Here is a 15,782-nt window from a genome sequence, read left to right on the forward strand (position 1 = left end):
AGCTTATGACACATATACCGATGTAACATCAACGCAAACATCTCGTTCAGCCGAATAAGCGTTCGGCCGAGGCATCGCTCAGCCAAGATCCTTGAGGCAATCTCCGGGAACAGGACGCTTGACCGCCTTGGTGACAATATAGGTGAAGTAACGCTCGATGCCGGCATCGCCAGTCAGCCAGCCATCGATCAGACGCTGATAGGCGTCGATGGAGTCGGCCTCGACCTTGATCAGGTAGTCGACGCCACCGCCCACCGCCACGCACTCGGTCACCTCGGGCGTGGCATGCACCAGTGCCTCGAAGCGGGCGAAGCTCGCAGCGTTATGTGCCTTAAGCTCCACCTGAACCCACACAGGCGTGCGTCTCACCAGTGCCTCGGCATTGATGCGAGCGCTGTAACCCTCGATGATGCCGGTCTTCTCCAGCCGTCGCACGCGCTCCCAACAGGGGCTGACCGAGAGATTGATCGCCTCGGCCAGCCGGGACTTGGTGATGCGCCCATCGCGAGAGAGGATCTCGAGAATCTTCAGATCATAACGGTCAAGTTTCATCGTGATGCTGGCCGCCTCAATCCAGGGAGTCGACGATATCGGCGATCACCGCAATGGTATCGCCCATGTTGACCAGCGCCGGGTGGCGCCGCGCCGCCAGTACACCGCTGCGGCCGGCGTAATACTCTACCGGTGCGGTACCGCTGCGCGTCATGTCGTAGACACGTGCCACCACCTCGCCCTTTTCGACCCGCTCGCCCAGGGCAAAGCAGAGCTCCAGCACACCGCTATGCTCGCTCTGTACGTAGCAGCTGGCATCGGGCATATCGAGATAGACCTGAGGCTCGGCGGGCATCTCCACCTCCCCTTCCAGCAGGCCATAGTGGACCAGAAAGTTGCGCACACCGCGCTCGGTGATGGCCAGGCTCTCCGGGGTGGAGGTGCCGCCGCCGCCCAGTTCTGTCGCCACGAAGATCTTGCCCTGGCTCTCCACCGCGGTATCGAACAGCGCGGCGGCGTCGAGTTCGAACATGATCATGGCATAGGGCGCACCGAAGGCCTTGGCACCCTCCTGGGCCTTGCGCTGCTGCTCGGGGTCATCCAGCACGTGAGAGGCTCCGAAGGGGATGATGTCCAGGGTGCGCCCACCGGAGTGCAGGTCGAGCACCACATCGCTCATCGGCACCATCACCCGAGTGAAGTAGTCGGCGATCTTCTCGGTCACGCTGCCATCCGGGTCACCGGGGAAGCTGCGATTGAGGTTGCCACCATCGAGGCCGGAAGTTCGCTTGCCGGCCATCACCGCCGGCTGGTTCATGCATGGCACGATGATGACCCGGCCGTTGACCTCCTCGGCCTCGAGCGCGCTCGACAGCTTGAGCAGCGAGGTGATGCCCTCGTACTCGTCACCGTGGTTGCCGCCGGTCAGCAGCGCCGTGGGGCCCTCGCCGTTCTTGATCACGGTAACCGGGATCATCACCGCCCCCCAGGCGGAGTCGTCCACCGAGATGGGCAGCTTGAGAAAGCCGTGCTGGACGCCGTCGGCGTCGAAGTCGACGGTGGCGCTGATGGGGCTGGGACGCTTGGTCATGGTTTACAACTCCTTGTTCGCATATGGCACAGGCATGGTGGCCTTGGTGTCACTCGAGGCTGATCTGGCGGCAGATTCTTAATTCCCTCTACGATCTGCCCCCCAGCGCCCCTCGTACATGTCGAAGCTGGTCAAGCTTCCTGCCTTCTCAACGCACAAAGAGCTGGCGCGGGAAGTTGGCCAGGGTCTCGCAGCCGCTCTCGGTGATCAGGATGCTCTCGGTGATCTCCAGGCCCCAGTCGTCCTCCCACAGGCCAGGCATGAAGTGGAAGGTCATGCCCGGCTGCAGAATGGTCTCGTCGGAGGGGCGCAGACTCATGGTCCGCTCGCCCCAGTCCGGCGGGTAGCTGATGCCGATGGGATAGCCACAGCGCGCTCCGCCGCGGTCGAAGCCGTACTTGTCCATGGCCGCACCCAGCGCCATGGCGATGTCCGCGGTGCGATTGCCGGGCCTGGCCACCTCGAGTCCACTCTCGATGCCCTCAAGCAGCGCCGATTCGGCACGCACGAACTCCGTCGGAGGCTTGCCCAGAAAGACCGTCCGCGACATCGGCGCATGATAGCGCTTGTAGACCCCGGCGATCTCGAAAAAGGTACCCTCGCCCTTGCGAAAGGGCGTATCGTCCCAGGTCAGGTGTGGTGCGGCGGCATCCTGGCCAGTGGGCAGCATCGGCACGATGGCCGGATAGTCACCGCCGAATACCCGACCATGCTCATCTCGGTACCCCTCGATGGCCACCCGGTAGATCTCCGAGACCAGCTTGCTCTTCGGTAGCCCCGGCTCGATCACCTCGAGGATACGCGAGTGCATGCCCTCGACGATCTTCGCCGCCACCCGCATGTACTCGACCTCCTGGGGCGACTTGATGGCACGGCACCAGTTGACCAGACCATTGGCATCCATGAAGCGCGCGTGGGGCAGCTCGCGCAGCAGGCTCTGATAGGCCTTGGCGGAGAAGTAGTAGTTATCCATCTCCATGCCCACCACCCCCTCGTGCCAGCCACGATCGGGCATGATCGACTGGGCCAGATACTCCATGGGGTGCATGTCCGGATTCTGAACATAGTAGTCCGGATAGTAGGTAATGTTGTCCGCATCGATCCAGCAGGTGCGCAGAGCCCCGTTGGCATCCATACGACGGCCATACCATACCGGTTCGCCCTCGAGTCCGACCAGCACGCACTGATGCACATAGAATGACCAGCCGTCATAGCCCGTCAGCCAGGCCATGTTGGAGGGGTCACTGACGATCAGCACATCGATGCCTCGACCGGCCATCTCGGCACGCACCTTCCACAGCCGGGTGGCATATTCCTCTCGAGTGAAGGGCAGGTTTACCTGGGTCATTGGGCCACTCGCCAAAGCAACGTCAAGAAAATCGGCCCTCTCGACGAGGAGAAGGCCGGGCCAGGGTCATGATCACTGACGAGATGCCTGAACGATTTCGGGTCGCACAGTCGCACCTGACAGTGGAGGGTGCCCCATAGCATGAAGGTTACTGCCTACCCATGGTAGAGGGTCAAGCACTTCCTTATGTTGAGAGCTCGGAAGTAACGGGCTTGTTCATGGTCACCACTCCAGAGATGATGGAGGCATCACGTCATCCGGGAGGAAACATGAAGGTACTGGTCCACAACGACGAGCCCAAGCGCTGGCAGGAAGCACTGGCGGCCCGCCTCCCCGAGGCCGAGATATTCACCAGTGCGGCACCGGCAGCCAAGCGTCGCGAAGCCGACTATCTGGTGGCGTGGAAGCCTCCGGCGTCACTGCTGAGCGAGCTCGTGGCGCTCAAGGGCATCGTCAACCTGGGCGCCGGGGTGGATGCCCTGCTGAACAATCCCGAGCTCCCGGCCGGAGTGCCCATCGTCAAGCTGCGTGACGCCGGCATGGCCGAACCGATCGGTGATTATGTGCGCTATGGTCTGCTGCACTTCCAGCGTGACTTCGATCGCTACCGTCGCCGGCAGCATGCACGAGAGTGGCGGGAGCACACCATGTGCGACAAGGCCGACTGGCCGGTAGGCGTGCTGGGGCTGGGGGCCATCGGCGCCAGGGTCGCGACGATGATCGCTGCCGACGGCTTCCCGGTCCATGGCTGGAGCCGATCGCCCAAGCGTCTCGACGACATCACCTGCCACCACGGCGATAACGGCCTGGAGGCGCTGCTGAGCCAGGTGAAGAGCCTGGTGCTGCTGCTTCCCGATACTCCCGCCACCCGGCACATCATCAATGCGCGAACCCTCGCCCTGCTGCCCGAGGGCGCCAGCCTGATCAACCCAGGGCGAGGCACCCTGATCGACGAGGCGGCCCTGCTCGACGCCCTCGGCGCCAGCACTGTCGAGGGTCGCCTGCGCGGCGCCGTCCTCGATGCCTTTCCCGAGGAACCCCTGCCCGAGACGAGTCCGCTCTGGTCCCACCCGCGGGTGTGGATCACGCCCCACATGGCGGGCCCTACTCCCCTCGTGGAGGCCCTCGATCAGGTAGCCGAGGCATTGCGCTCCCTCGCGAACGGTGCACCGATCGACGTCGTCGACCCCAAGGCCGGTTACTGAGTCCCTGATCGGGGTCGTGATCAATCGATACCTACACTAACGACGACACAGCCCCTACCCTCTGGAGAGACACCCCAATACCTCCCGGGAGGTGCGTGATGCGCGACAACGACCACTATGGTCCCCACGACGTGTTGGTCGTCGTGGATATGCAGAACGACTTCTGCGAGGGCGGCGCCCTGGCGGTGAGCGGCGGCTCGGCCCTGGTGCCGGGCATCAACGCCGAGATCGAGGCGGCCCGGGCGGCGGAGGCGCTGGTCGTCGCCTCCCGGGACTGGCATCCCGTCGACCACGCGAGCTTCGAACATCGTGGCGGCCCCTGGCCCGTGCACTGCGTGCAGGACACCCCGGGGGCGGCCTTCCATCCCGGTCTGGCGCTGCCCGCCGACACGGTACGCGTCAGCAAGGCCACGGCCTTCGACGCCGACGCCTACTCCGCCTTCGACGGCACAGGCCTGGCCGGCTATCTGCGCGACCGGGGCATCGACCGGGTGATCGTGTGCGGCCTGGCGCTGGACGTCTGCGTCAAGGCCACGGCGCTCGACGCCTGCCGGGAGGGCTTCGCGGTGCGCCTGCTCGAAGCCCTCAGCGCCGCGGTCGATCCCGACGCCATTGACGACGTGCGCAACGCGCTGCTCGAGGCCGGCGTCGAGGTGCGCCCATGAGCGAGCGGCTTTCGCTGACGGTGGACGAGGACGAGCTGGCCCTGCTCACCGACTTCTACCAGCTGACCATGACCCAGGCCTACTGGAAGGAGGCCATGGACGGGGTCGCCACCTTCAGCCTGTTCTTCCGACGGCTGCCGCCTGAGCGTCGCTTCATGCTCGCCTGCGGGCAACAGCACGCCGCCGAACGGCTGGCCCGGCTGCGCTTTACCGACATGGCGCTTACGCGCCTGGCCGACACCGGCCTCTTCGAGGCGGGGTTTCTCGACTGGCTGGCCCGCTGGCGCTTCGAGGGCGACATCTGGACCCTGCCCGAGGGCACGCCGGTGTTCGCCAACGAGCCGCTGCTGGAAGTGGAGGCGCCTATCGCCCAGGCCCAGCTCCTCGAGAGCCTGGCGATGAACCTGGTGCAGCTGGAGACGGTGCTGGCGTCCAAGGCGGTGCGCATCGTGCTGGCGGCACGGGGCCGGCCGGTGGTGGACTTCGGCATGCGCCGCATGCACGGCATTGATGCCGCGGTGCGCGGGGTTCGCGCCTATCGCACCGCGGGGCTTGCCGGCACCAGCAACGTGCTCGGCGGCCTGCGCCACGACCTGGCGCTCAACGGCACCATGGCCCACAGCTACGTGCTGGCCCACGACAGCGAGCGGGGGGCCTTCCGCGCCTTCGCCCGCCACTACCCCGGCACCACCCTGCTGGTCGACACCCACGACACCCTGGAAGGGGTGCAGAAGGTAATCGAGCTGATGCGCGAGGAGCCGGCCCTGTCGGTGAAGGCCATCCGGCTCGACTCGGGTGACCTGGGCGAGCTGGCCCGGGGCTCGCGCCGCCTGCTCGACGACGCCGGCTTCGAGCAGGTGCAGATCGTCGCCAGCAGCGGCCTGGATGAAGGCCAGATCGCGGCGCTGCTCGAGGCGGGGGCGCCCATCGACGCCTTCGGCGTGGGCACCCAGATGGGGGTCTCCGCGGACGCCCCGGTGATCGATCTCTCCTACAAGCTGGTCGCCTACGCCGGCGAGCCGCGGGTCAAGCACTCGCCGGGCAAGATCAACCTGCCCTGCCCCAAGCAGGTCTATCGCCGCCGGGACGCGCAAGGCCGCTACCTCGGCGACGTCATCGCCCTGCGCGATGAGACAGGCGTCGAAGGCGAGGCACTGCTGCATCCCATGGTGCGCGGCGGTCAACCGATCGAGGAAGGGATGGCCCTGGCCGAAGGTGCTCGCGAGCGAGTCAGTGACAGCCTGACTCGTCTTCCCGAGGAGCTGCTGCGACTGGAGGCTGGGCACGGCGACTACCCGGTCGAGCTCTCGTCGGCCCTGGAACATCTCCGCTCCATCACCTGATGCCCTTGCCTGATAGCGTCGCCGGCAATGCGGCATCTTCACGTCAAGGGGAACTTCAGGACCCACAGCGACCTCTTATCGCCAAAGGCCCTGCGGGCCACTCAGTTCCCATGATGGAGAGCGTCCATGCCCCAGCGAGCCATACGATGGTCCCGGCGCGGCGGCCAGTTGGCCCTATTTGCGCCCTGGCTGCTCGCCTGCCTGCCGCTGATGGCTCTGGCCAATGCACCGACCACGCCAGCCCAAAACGGCGCCGCTCCTCGGGCTGCCGCCGCCACCTCAATAGCCTTACGCCCCTTCGCCGCGCGTTACCGGCTCGAGGTCGAGGGCTGGCCGGCCGCCTATGTCGACCATCGCCTCAGCCGGGAGGGTGACTACTGGGAAAGCCTGATGGAGACCGATATACGGGTCGCCCGCGGCAGTGAGCGCAGCCGTTTCATGATTCAGGACGAAGGAATTCAGTCACTCTATTACGCCAGCGGCTACGCACTGCTGGGCGTCGGCGACAGCTATCAACTCGATGCCGAGCCACTCGAGGCACTGCCAGATCGTCAGACGGCACTCTTCACGCTCTCCCGCCGCATCATCGGCGGCGACTGTGCCAACAGCCCCTGCGATATCCGCTACCTGGATCACAAGGGGCGCGAGGAGCGTCTCAGGGCCCACACTCAAGGCCGCTCACGGATCACGCTACCCGCGGGTAGCTTCGAGACGATCACGGCCGAAGCCTGGGAGGCCGACAAGCCGAGCCGCCGGCTGCTGTTTCGCTTCCACCCCGAGGTACCCGGGCTGCTGCTGTCGGTCGACTATCACCGTGATGGCAAGCGCCGCAGCCAGCTGAGACTGAGCAGGCTAACCCTCCCTGACTAATGTCGCTTCAGCGGTTGGGTGCCTCAAGCGCGCCTGCTAGAGTAGCCGCTTTTCGAGACGCCGCCACGGGGCGGCCAATATAGGGAAGGGAGTCTCCATGCTGAGCGGCCTGCTGATCGTGCTGCTGCCCCTGGTAGTGGGTTACCTGGTACCAATCCGTCACCCTGCCGTGCTGGCGGCGATCAACCATGGGGTCAATGCCTCGGTCTATGGCATCCTGCTGCTGATGGGCTTCAGCCTCGCCGGCCTCGATAACCTCGCCGGGCAGCTGTCGCGCATGGGCGGCCAGGCGCTGGCGTTGTTCGTGGTGACATCGGCCTGCAACCTGGTCGGTCTCTGGTGGCTGTCGCGGCGCCTGGGACTGACTGCCGACCCTGCCCGTGTGGTGCCGGGCGCCCCGACCAGCAAACTTGCTGCGATGTCCGGCTCGCTGGCACTGGTCGGTGTGGTAATTCTCGGCGTGGCGCTGGGGCTGGCCGCCGACCGGCTGGCCCCCCTGCCGCTCCACGCCATGGCCGAGACCCTGGCCGAGTGGGTGCTCTATATCCTGCTGGCCCTGATCGGCTGCCAGCTGCGCAACTCCAGCATGCCGCTGCGCCAGATCCTGCTCAATCACCACGGTCTGGCCATTGCCCTCACCCTTGCCGCCACCTCGCTTGTCGGCGGCCTGCTCGCCGCTCCACTGCTGGATCTGCGCTGGAACGAGGGGCTGGCCATGGCCGCCGGTTTTGGCTGGTATTCCCTGTCGGGCATTCTGGTGGGCGACGCCCTGGGGCCGGCACTGGGCGGTGTCGCCTTCTTCAACGACCTGACCCGTGAGCTCGTCGCCTTCGTGTTGATCCCGCTGGTGATCCGCCGACACGCCGCCCTGGCCATCGGCTACGGCGGTGCCACTTCCATGGACTTCACCCTGCCGGTGATCCAGCAGCATGGGGGTGTCGGCTGCGTGCCGGTCGCGGTGGTCTCGGGCTTTCTGCTCTCCCTGCTGTCGCCGCCACTGATCCTGTTCCTGCTGTCGCTGTAAGCCTCCTTGCACGGGGTTTTCACATTGCATGACGATTGGCTGCGCCGCCCGGGGTTATGCTGTTGGCCCATTCCACCCGCGGTGAGGCAATCATGCGCCTGACTCTGCCACGCCCCGCCATTTCCCGGCTGGGCATCAAGCTGTTCGTGGTCATCCTGTCAGTCAATGTGGCCATCTCAGGCCTGGTGTTCCTGGCGGTGTCACGAAGCCTCGACCAGGGCTTCCTCGAGTATCTGGACAAGACCCAGACCCAGCGCGCCGAGACCCTCGTCAAGGGCCTCGCCGATGAGTGGTCACGCCGCGGCGACTGGCAGTGGCTGCGTGCCTCGCCCCGAGCCTGGTATCGTCTGGTGCGTCACCAGCTGTGGCCAGGTGCCGGCCCTCCGCCGATGGGGCTTGAGCGGCGACTGGGCGACCCCAAGGACTTCGTGCTTCATGATGCCGAGGGGTTGCCGGTGATCGGCCTGCCCCCCAACAACGACGAGGAGGCCGCCACCCTGCGCTGGTTGCCCATCGAGCATGAGGGTCAGCGGGTCGGGACCCTCGGTTACCGCCCGCCTGAGCAGCTGATGGCCCGCATGGAGCACGTCTTCCTGACCCGCCAGCAGCGTAACCTGGGCATCATCACCGGCGCCCTCGGCCTGGCCTCGCTGCTGCTGGCCGGTGGTCTCTCCTGGTGGCTGGGGCGCCGCACCCGCGGCATGGCCCAGGCCACCCTGCGCCTGACCGAAGGGGATTACAGCACCCGCCTGCCAGAGCGCGGTCATGATGAGCTATCTCGACTCTCGCGTGACTTCAATATTCTCGCCGCCACCCTGGAAGCCAGCCGCGAGGCGCGCAGCCGCTGGGTCTCGGATATTGCCCACGAGCTGCGCACACCGCTGGCGGTGCTGCGCGGCGAGATCGAGGCGATGCAGGACGGCATCAGGCCCCTGGAACACGAAAGCCTGCACTCGCTCTCCCAGGAGGTGAAGCAGCTCGAGCGCCTGGTCGCCGACCTGCGGCTGCTCTCGCAAAGTGATGCCGGCGCCCTGGAGGTTCAGCTGGCACCACTCAATATCGCCGACAGCTTGCACCAGCGTCTCGACGAAGGCAGCGGCTGGCTCGACGACAACGGCCTTGCCCTGTCGTATGCCATCCCCAAGTCGGCCTGGATACGTGGTGATGCCAGCCGCCTGAGGCAGCTATGGAGCAACCTGCTGGATAACACCTGCGCCTACACGCACTCCCCCGGGCAATTGCACATCAGCCTCGAAAGCGGCCCCCGTGGCGTCGAAATCCTGTGGGATGACAGCGCCCCCGGAGTCCCGGACTCCCAGCTATCGCGGCTCTCGGAACGCCTCTACCGGGTCGAGGGGTCGCGCAGCCGGGCTAGCGGTGGCAGTGGTCTGGGGCTCTCCATTGCCACCGCCCTGGTCAAGGCTCATGGAGGCCGGATGACCGCTGCCCCTTCTCCACTGGGTGGGTTACGCTGGATCCTGAGCTTCCCGCCACTCGATGACGCCACGTTCAAGGAGAAGACCGCATGATCGAGGCCGAGCACCCTCAGCGCATCCTTATCGTCGAGGATGAACCCAAGATCGCCCGACTGGTGGCCGACTACCTTGCCGGAAGTGGCTTCGAGCCCCACCACCTGGACCATGGCAACAGCGTGTTACCGTGGCTGGAGGAGACGCGCCAGGCCGCCGAAGGGCCGGCGCTTGTGCTCCTCGACCTGATGCTGCCCGGCACCGACGGTCTTACCCTGTGTCGTGAGATCCGTCAGCGCTGGCCTGCCCTGCCGGTGATCATGCTGACTGCCCGAGTCGAGGAGGTCGATCGCCTGCTGGGGCTCGAACTGGGCGCCGATGACTACATCTGCAAGCCGTTCAGTCCTCGGGAGGTCGTCGCCAGGGTCAAGGCGGTGCTTCGCCGCACTCAGCCGGCCAGCGGACCTGGCGCCTTGGGCAGTGATCTGATACTCGATGAGGAGGGCTGGCGAGCCCTGGCGGATGGTCACGACCTCGCACTCACCGCCGTGGAGTACCAGCTGCTCAAGGTGATGATGGATGCCCCGGGGCGTATCTTTTCCCGAGACCAGCTGATGGACCATATGTACCGGGACCACCGCATCGTCTCCGAGCGCACCGTCGACAGCCACGTCAAGAAACTGCGCAGAAAGATCGCCGAGATATGGCCCGAGCGCGAGGTGATCCGCTCCGTCTACGGGGTCGGCTACAAGTATCAACCCGAGGAGTGACCTGCACCACCTTTGCACCTTCGCTGCATGACCCTTGCACAGGTCCGGCGCAGAGTAGACGTTGTCAACCCAGGAGAAACAGGAGTCTTCTCATGCAGACCAGACGCTACCGCAAGATGCTTGCCCCCGCCCTCCTCGCCATGGCGATCGCCCCGCTGGCGCTCCAGGCCAGCGCTGCGCCCAGCGACGGTGAGCGTGCCGAGAGTCGCCAGCAGTGGCAGGAAGCCCGCGCCGAGGATCTGCAGCACCGCATGCGTGCGATGGTTGACGGCTGGGACCTCTCCGACGAGGAGCGTGACGAGCTGCGCGAACTGCGCCAGGCTCACTATGCCGAGATGGCCGAGCTGCGCGATCGTGACTTCGACTCCCGTGAGGAGCGTCGCGAGGCTTACCAGGAACTGCGCGACGAACACCGATCCGCACTGGCCGAGCTGCTGACCGATGAGCAGTTCGAGGAGATGCAGCAGACCGCCCGCATGGCCCACGGCAAGAGGCACGGTCACGGTCACGGTCACGGTCACCACGCTGGCAATGACAACGACTGATACGCTACGCTGAGTTTGTAGTGAAAAAGGGGCCGGGGCACACCCGGCCCCTTTTCATGCTGGCTGATGACTGCTGGCTAATGACTGCTGGTTAATGACTGATAGCTACCCGGATCTTGCCAATGACGACAGAGCGCAGACACCACGGACCGGCCTTCAAGGTGGCCCTGATCGGAGGCATCCTCGCCACCCTGGCGGCCCTGGCGATGGCCCTATCCGGCCCGGCGTATCGCATGGATCTGCTCACTCTGGGAAATGCCTTTGGCCTGCTGCGCTACGCTGCCTTTACCGCCCTCGGGGCTGCGGGACTGGGTCTGGTGGCTCTGCTGATCGCCGTTGTCACTCGTCGCGCCCTGCCCGCCGTGCTCGGCAGCCTGGTGATACTGGCCGGCGGAGCGCTGGTCGCCATACCCTGGCTACAGCTTCAGCAGGCCCAGGCGGTGCCGCCGATCCATGATATCACCACCGACATGCAGAACCCGCCCGCCTTCCTGGCTCTGATCGAGGCACGCAGGGCCGCGCCCAACACGGTGGAGTATCCCGGCGAAATGACCGCACAGCAGCAGCGAAAGGCCTATCCGGCGATCCAGCCGCTGATGCTCAATGCGCCTCTCGAGACGGTACGGGAGGCCGCCGAAGCCGAGGTAACCAGTGCCGGGTGGGACATTGCCGCGGTCAGTGACACACGAATCGAGGCCACGGCAACCACTGTCTGGTTCGGTTTCAAGGATGACGTGGTGATCCGACTGAACGAGACCGATGACGGAACTCGAGTAGACATGCGCTCCGCCTCTCGGCTGGGGGTCAGCGACCTCGGCACCAACGCGGCGCGCATCCTGACCTTTATGGAAAACCTGGTGCGACGCCTGGAATCATCCGACTAGTTTCCCGAGCTCGCCGGTGGGCCGTCCGACAGTGTCAGGCCGGCCCGAACACATTATTCGAAGGTGGCGCAGACGTCAGCCTGCTCTGCCGGCCGATGCGTGTCTTCATGCGTCAGTGCTTCGCTGGTCGCCTCCAACGATACGCTCCACTGATGGTCGGTGCCCTTGGGATCACAGGCTCCTTCCCTGCCGCCACCGAAGTTGGAGTCGATCCAGTAATGCACCTCATAGCTGCCGCCCTCCTTCAATACACCGGGAAAATCAAACGAGAAGGCCGGAGCCTCATCGGCGGAGACGGTGCCGGACTCGGTGGCGACCACGTCGCCGGAATCCACATCGACGACAGCCGCATGGACCTCCTGACCGCCATGCGGCCCATTGAAGGTACCATCCCCCTCGAAGGTGAGATCCTGGCCATCGTTGGCCATGACCAGGGGAGCGGCGAGCAGCAGGGAAAACAGCATGCAGCGTAGCGGAGCCTTGCCAGTAAGCGTTGAAGTGGTCATATCGCACCTCTTGAGCGTATCCAGATGAGTGATCGGGTCCTGTGGACCTAAGCCCAGCGTAGTCCATTCTCGCTACCACCTCGCTCCATCCTGGCAGTGCCCCATCGGAAGCAGAAGAATAACAGCGGGCTACCATTCAGGAAGGCCCCTGGTCTGGCTCACCATTATGGTTAAGCGAGCCGGGCAGCCTTGCGGCATCGCAACATAAAGGCGTAACGTAATAGCCCCGCTCTTTAGCAAGCAAAGGAGTTGCCATGTCTCGCTCCTCCGATGACGTCGGTTACCGGGTTCCGCTTCCTGGCAGCGCCCTGGTCGCCGCCTGGCGCCGGGGCTACGGCCTGGCCGAGCTGCGGCGCGACCTGCTCGCCGGGCTGACCATCGGCATCGTCGCCGTACCACTCTCCATGGCGCTGGCCATCGCCACCGGGGTCCCCCCCCAGCACGGCCTCTATACCGCCATCGTCGCCGGCGCGATCATCGCCCTCACCGGCGGCTCGCGTTTCAACGTCTCCGGCCCCACCGCCGCCTTCGTGGTGATTCTGTTCCCCATCGTCGCCAACCACGGCATCGGCGGACTGCTGATCGCCACCCTGATGGCCGGGCTGATCCTGATGGCCCTGGGCCTGGCGCGACTGGGCAGCCTGATACAGTTCGTCCCCTACCCGGTCGTGCTGGGCTTTACCGCCGGTATCGCCGTGGTCATCGCCCTGCTGCAGCTGCCGGACTTTCTGGGGCTCTCGCTCGAGCTTGGCGAAAGCACGCCGGACAATGCGCTGCGTATCCTGAAGGCGTCGCCCGAGCTGGCCCCCGCCGAGCTGAGCATCGGCCTGATCACGCTCGCCACCCTGGTACTATGGCCGAGGCTCAAGTTGCCGGTTCCTGCCCCGTTGGTAGGGCTCGCGGTAGGTACCCTGGCGGCCCTGGCCGCGACAGCCGCCGGCATCGAGATCGACACCATCGCCTCGCGCTTCAGCTGGAGCCTTCACGGCGAGAGCGGCAGCGGCATTCCACCTTTCGCTCCAGGCCTGGTGCTGCCCTGGCAGCTTCCCGGCCCGGACGGCACTCCGCTGGTGGTTGACTTTGACCTGATTCGCGAACTGCTGGGCCCGGCTCTCGCCATCGCCATGCTAGGCGCCATCGAGTCGCTGCTGTGCGCCGTGGTGGCGGATGGTCTTACCCGCACCCGCCATGATCCCAACGCCGAACTGGTGGGCCAGGGGCTGGGCAATATGATCGCGCCCTTCTTCGGTGGCATCACCGCCACCGCGGCACTGGCACGCACCGCCACCAATATCCGCAGTGGCGCCTTCTCTCCGCTGGCTGCCGTCACGCATGCCCTGGTGGTGCTGCTGGCGGTGGTGCTGCTATCGGGAGTGCTGGCCCTGGTACCCATGGCGGCACTGGCAGCCCTGCTGTTTATCATCGCCTGGAACATGAGCGAGGCACGCCACTTCGTCCACACCCTGAAGAGCGCCCCGGCCAGCGATGTGGCGATCCTGGTGATCTGCTTCGCGCTGACGGTGGTGTTCGATATGGTACTGGCGGTGGCGGTGGGCATGGGGCTGGCGGCGGCGCTGTTCATTCGTCGCATGGCCGAAGTGACTCAGACCCGTCGGCTCGACCAGAGTGATCGCGACAGCGACATGGATCTGCCCCCGGACGTGGCTCTCTATGATATCGACGGTCCGCTGTTCTTCGGCGCCGCCGAGAAGGCGATCTCGTCGCTGCAGGTCGTGGACCCGGATATCCGCGTGATGCTGCTCGACATGCACGACGTGCCCAGCCTCGACGCCACCGCCATCATCGCCCTGCAAACCCTCGCCGAGGAGCTGCATGAGCGTGGCACAGGCCTGGTGTTCGTGGGGCTGCCGGCACCGCTGATCCTCAAATTGCGCCGCGCCGGCCTGCGCCGCGAAGCGGGACGGTTGGCGATGGTGACCAATCAGGGCCAGGCACTACGCCTCGCCGAACGCTGGCTGGCGGGCTCACCGGGCTAGCCCCCGGCTTGAGCGAGCCCCGGGGCGACTGGCCGTCAGGGCACTTTCTCGACCATAGTAAGAAGACCCACGGCCACTCGGTGAGGCCCCCATGGCTGCACTACCCGACTGGCAGGTGAGCCGCTGGCTCAACTGCGACACGCCCTTGAGGCTCGGTATGCTGCGCGGGCGCGTGGTACTGGTCCATGTCTTCCAGATGCTCTGTCCCGGCTGTGTTCTCCACGGCCTGCCGCAGACTCAGCGGATTGCCCGCCAGCTGGTTGATGCCCCGCTGAGCGTGGTGGGGCTTCACAGCGTCTTCGAGCACCATGACGTGATGACACCCCGTGCGCTGGCGGCCTTTCTGGCCGAGAACCGCTACGCCTTCCCGGTCGGCGTCGATACCGCCAGCCGCGACGACGATCCTCGTCCATGCACGATGCGCGCCTGGGCACTGGAGGGCACTCCCACCACGCTGTTGATCGATATCCGCGGTCGGCTCCGCTACCGTCACTTCGGCATCGAGGAGGATCTGGCACTTGGCGTGCATCTGGGCCAGTTGCTGCAGGAGGCAAAGGGGCTTGACGCGCCCCCCGGGAGGCGACAGACGGCGCAAGAGGGTAGAATCGCGCGACTGCCAAGAGACTAAATCTCCTCGACTTCGACAGGATTCCCAATGCCTCGAGTTCGCTCCCGCTCTACCCCTCTGCTGGCCCTGGCCGCACTCTCCTTGTTGCTTGCCGGCTGTGGCAACGACAACGAGGTGGGCGATGTCTCGCTGGGCCTGTTTACCACCAAGGACATCAAGATCGAGAGCCTCACCGACCCCAAGGTTCCTGGGGTGACCTGCCATCTCAGCAATATCGAGGCCGACCTCGACTTCGCCGACCCTTCCGACAGCAGCCTTGCCTGCCGCCAGACCGGCCCCATCACCCCCGCCATGCTGGCCGATATCGACACCTCGGCGAGTGGCGAGCTGCTCTATCGCCGCTCCAAGAGTGTGCTGTTCAAGAGCCTCAAGGTGCGTCGCATCTTCGATGCCGACAATCAGACGCTGCTCTATCTGGTCTACAGCACCAAGGAGACCAGCGGAAGCTTCAAGCATGCCCTTAGCAGCGTGCCGCTCTGGAACACTCAGGCCTGGCAGGCGCCGGTCAGCGAATAGGGAAGGTGTCGGCCACGCCGGATGGCGGGGCCGACAGGATCGAAGCCAGTCGGGGCAGTGCCCCAATGGCACGGGGTTAGAAGAAGCCCATCGGATTGATGTCGTAGCTGACCAACAGATTCTTGGTCTGCTGATAATGCTCGAGGGCCACCTTGTGGGTCTCGCGACCGACACCGGACTTCTTGTAGCCGCCGAAGGCCGCATGCGCCGGATACTGGTGGTAGCAGTTGGTCCACACACGGCCGGCCTGGATGCCACGCCCCATGCGGAAGGCCACATTGATGTCGCGACTCCAGACGCCGGCACCGAGGCCGAACTCGGTATCGTTGGCGATCGCCAGCGCCTCCTCCTCATCCTTGAAGGTGGTCACCGCCACCACCGGCCCGAAGATCTCCTCCTGGAAGACGCGCATCTTGTTGTGGCCCTTGAG

17 protein-coding genes are annotated in these 15,782 nt (G+C 65.4%); 12 read left to right on the top strand and 5 right to left on the bottom strand.

Features of this window, described 5'->3' with window-relative positions:
- Window positions 1-78: 78 nt before the first annotated feature.
- From GRB80_RS09650 to doeA, 3 genes are all read right to left on the bottom strand, one after another.
- Window positions 79-552, bottom strand: coding sequence for an Lrp/AsnC family transcriptional regulator (locus tag GRB80_RS09650; protein ID WP_132042957.1), 474 nt, complete (start codon window positions 550-552; stop codon window positions 79-81).
- Window positions 553-568: 16 nt separating this feature from the next.
- A complete protein-coding gene (gene doeB, locus GRB80_RS09655; RefSeq protein WP_161423430.1) occupies window positions 569-1,582 on the bottom strand; it encodes a N(2)-acetyl-L-2,4-diaminobutanoate deacetylase DoeB in 1,014 nt (337 codons plus the stop codon).
- A gap of 148 nt (window positions 1,583-1,730) precedes the next feature.
- Window positions 1,731-2,930 carry an ectoine hydrolase DoeA gene (doeA, locus tag GRB80_RS09660; protein WP_132042953.1) on the bottom strand — a complete coding sequence of 400 codons (1,200 nt, stop codon included), beginning with the start codon at window positions 2,928-2,930 and terminating at the stop codon, window positions 1,731-1,733.
- Between the two features lie 269 nt (window positions 2,931-3,199).
- Between doeA and GRB80_RS09665 the strand changes: the two genes are divergently transcribed.
- The 9 genes from GRB80_RS09665 to GRB80_RS09705 all read left to right on the top strand — a co-directional run bounded on the left by GRB80_RS09665 (window position 3,200) and on the right by GRB80_RS09705 (window position 11,705).
- On the top strand, window positions 3,200-4,135 hold the full coding sequence (locus GRB80_RS09665; RefSeq protein ID WP_161423431.1) for a 2-hydroxyacid dehydrogenase: 936 nt from the start codon (window positions 3,200-3,202) through the stop codon (window positions 4,133-4,135).
- A 143-nt stretch (window positions 4,136-4,278) separates the two neighbouring features.
- Complete coding sequence (locus GRB80_RS09670) at window positions 4,279-4,800, top strand: nicotinamidase (RefSeq protein ID WP_309663507.1); 522 nt, start codon at window positions 4,279-4,281, stop codon at window positions 4,798-4,800.
- Window positions 4,797-6,143: a nicotinate phosphoribosyltransferase gene (locus GRB80_RS09675; RefSeq protein ID WP_161423433.1), complete on the top strand. Its 1,347-nt coding sequence runs from the start codon at window positions 4,797-4,799 to the stop codon at window positions 6,141-6,143. Before GRB80_RS09670 ends, GRB80_RS09675 begins: the two co-directional genes overlap by 4 nt.
- A 126-nt stretch (window positions 6,144-6,269) precedes the next feature.
- Complete coding sequence (locus GRB80_RS09680) at window positions 6,270-7,013, top strand: hypothetical protein (protein ID WP_161423434.1); 744 nt, start codon at window positions 6,270-6,272, stop codon at window positions 7,011-7,013.
- Window positions 7,014-7,110: 97 nt separating this feature from the next.
- On the top strand, window positions 7,111-8,037 hold the full coding sequence (locus GRB80_RS09685; RefSeq protein WP_161423435.1) for a LysO family transporter: 927 nt from the start codon (window positions 7,111-7,113) through the stop codon (window positions 8,035-8,037).
- Window positions 8,038-8,129: 92 nt separating this feature from the next.
- Window positions 8,130-9,566 carry an ATP-binding protein gene (locus GRB80_RS09690; RefSeq protein WP_161423436.1) on the top strand — a complete coding sequence of 479 codons (1,437 nt, stop codon included), beginning with the start codon at window positions 8,130-8,132 and terminating at the stop codon, window positions 9,564-9,566.
- The gene (locus GRB80_RS09695) at window positions 9,563-10,276 is read left to right on the top strand and encodes a response regulator (protein WP_161423437.1); all 714 of its coding nucleotides are present in this window, start codon (window positions 9,563-9,565) and stop codon (window positions 10,274-10,276) included. Before GRB80_RS09690 ends, GRB80_RS09695 begins: the two co-directional genes overlap by 4 nt.
- Before the next feature lie 92 nt (window positions 10,277-10,368).
- Window positions 10,369-10,821, top strand: coding sequence for a hypothetical protein (locus tag GRB80_RS09700; RefSeq protein ID WP_161423438.1), 453 nt, complete (start codon window positions 10,369-10,371; stop codon window positions 10,819-10,821).
- 122 nt (window positions 10,822-10,943) lie between these two features.
- Window positions 10,944-11,705: a DUF1499 domain-containing protein gene (locus GRB80_RS09705; protein WP_161423439.1), complete on the top strand. Its 762-nt coding sequence runs from the start codon at window positions 10,944-10,946 to the stop codon at window positions 11,703-11,705.
- A 53-nt stretch (window positions 11,706-11,758) separates the two neighbouring features.
- On the opposite strand, the gene GRB80_RS09710 is transcribed toward GRB80_RS09705, so the two are convergent.
- Complete coding sequence (locus GRB80_RS09710) at window positions 11,759-12,211, bottom strand: hypothetical protein (protein WP_161423440.1); 453 nt, start codon at window positions 12,209-12,211, stop codon at window positions 11,759-11,761.
- Window positions 12,212-12,465: 254 nt separating this feature from the next.
- Between GRB80_RS09710 and dauA the strand changes: the two genes are divergently transcribed.
- The 3 genes from dauA (at window position 12,466) to GRB80_RS09725 (ending at window position 15,352) form a co-directional block, all read left to right on the top strand.
- Window positions 12,466-14,208: a C4-dicarboxylic acid transporter DauA gene (gene dauA, locus GRB80_RS09715; RefSeq protein WP_161423441.1), complete on the top strand. Its 1,743-nt coding sequence runs from the start codon at window positions 12,466-12,468 to the stop codon at window positions 14,206-14,208.
- A 91-nt stretch (window positions 14,209-14,299) separates the two neighbouring features.
- A complete protein-coding gene (locus tag GRB80_RS09720; protein ID WP_202597199.1) occupies window positions 14,300-14,836 on the top strand; it encodes a TlpA disulfide reductase family protein in 537 nt (178 codons plus the stop codon).
- Window positions 14,837-14,863: 27 nt separating this feature from the next.
- On the top strand, window positions 14,864-15,352 hold the full coding sequence (locus GRB80_RS09725; RefSeq protein ID WP_161423442.1) for a CreA family protein: 489 nt from the start codon (window positions 14,864-14,866) through the stop codon (window positions 15,350-15,352).
- A 76-nt stretch (window positions 15,353-15,428) separates the two neighbouring features.
- On the opposite strand, the gene GRB80_RS16355 is transcribed toward GRB80_RS09725, so the two are convergent.
- On the bottom strand, window positions 15,429-15,782 hold a 354-nt coding region (locus GRB80_RS16355; protein WP_161422843.1), incomplete at its 5' end, for an aldehyde dehydrogenase family protein.

Source organism: Halomonas icarae (genome assembly GCF_009901955.1).
Taxonomy (GTDB): domain Bacteria; phylum Pseudomonadota; class Gammaproteobacteria; order Pseudomonadales; family Halomonadaceae; genus Halomonas; species Halomonas icarae.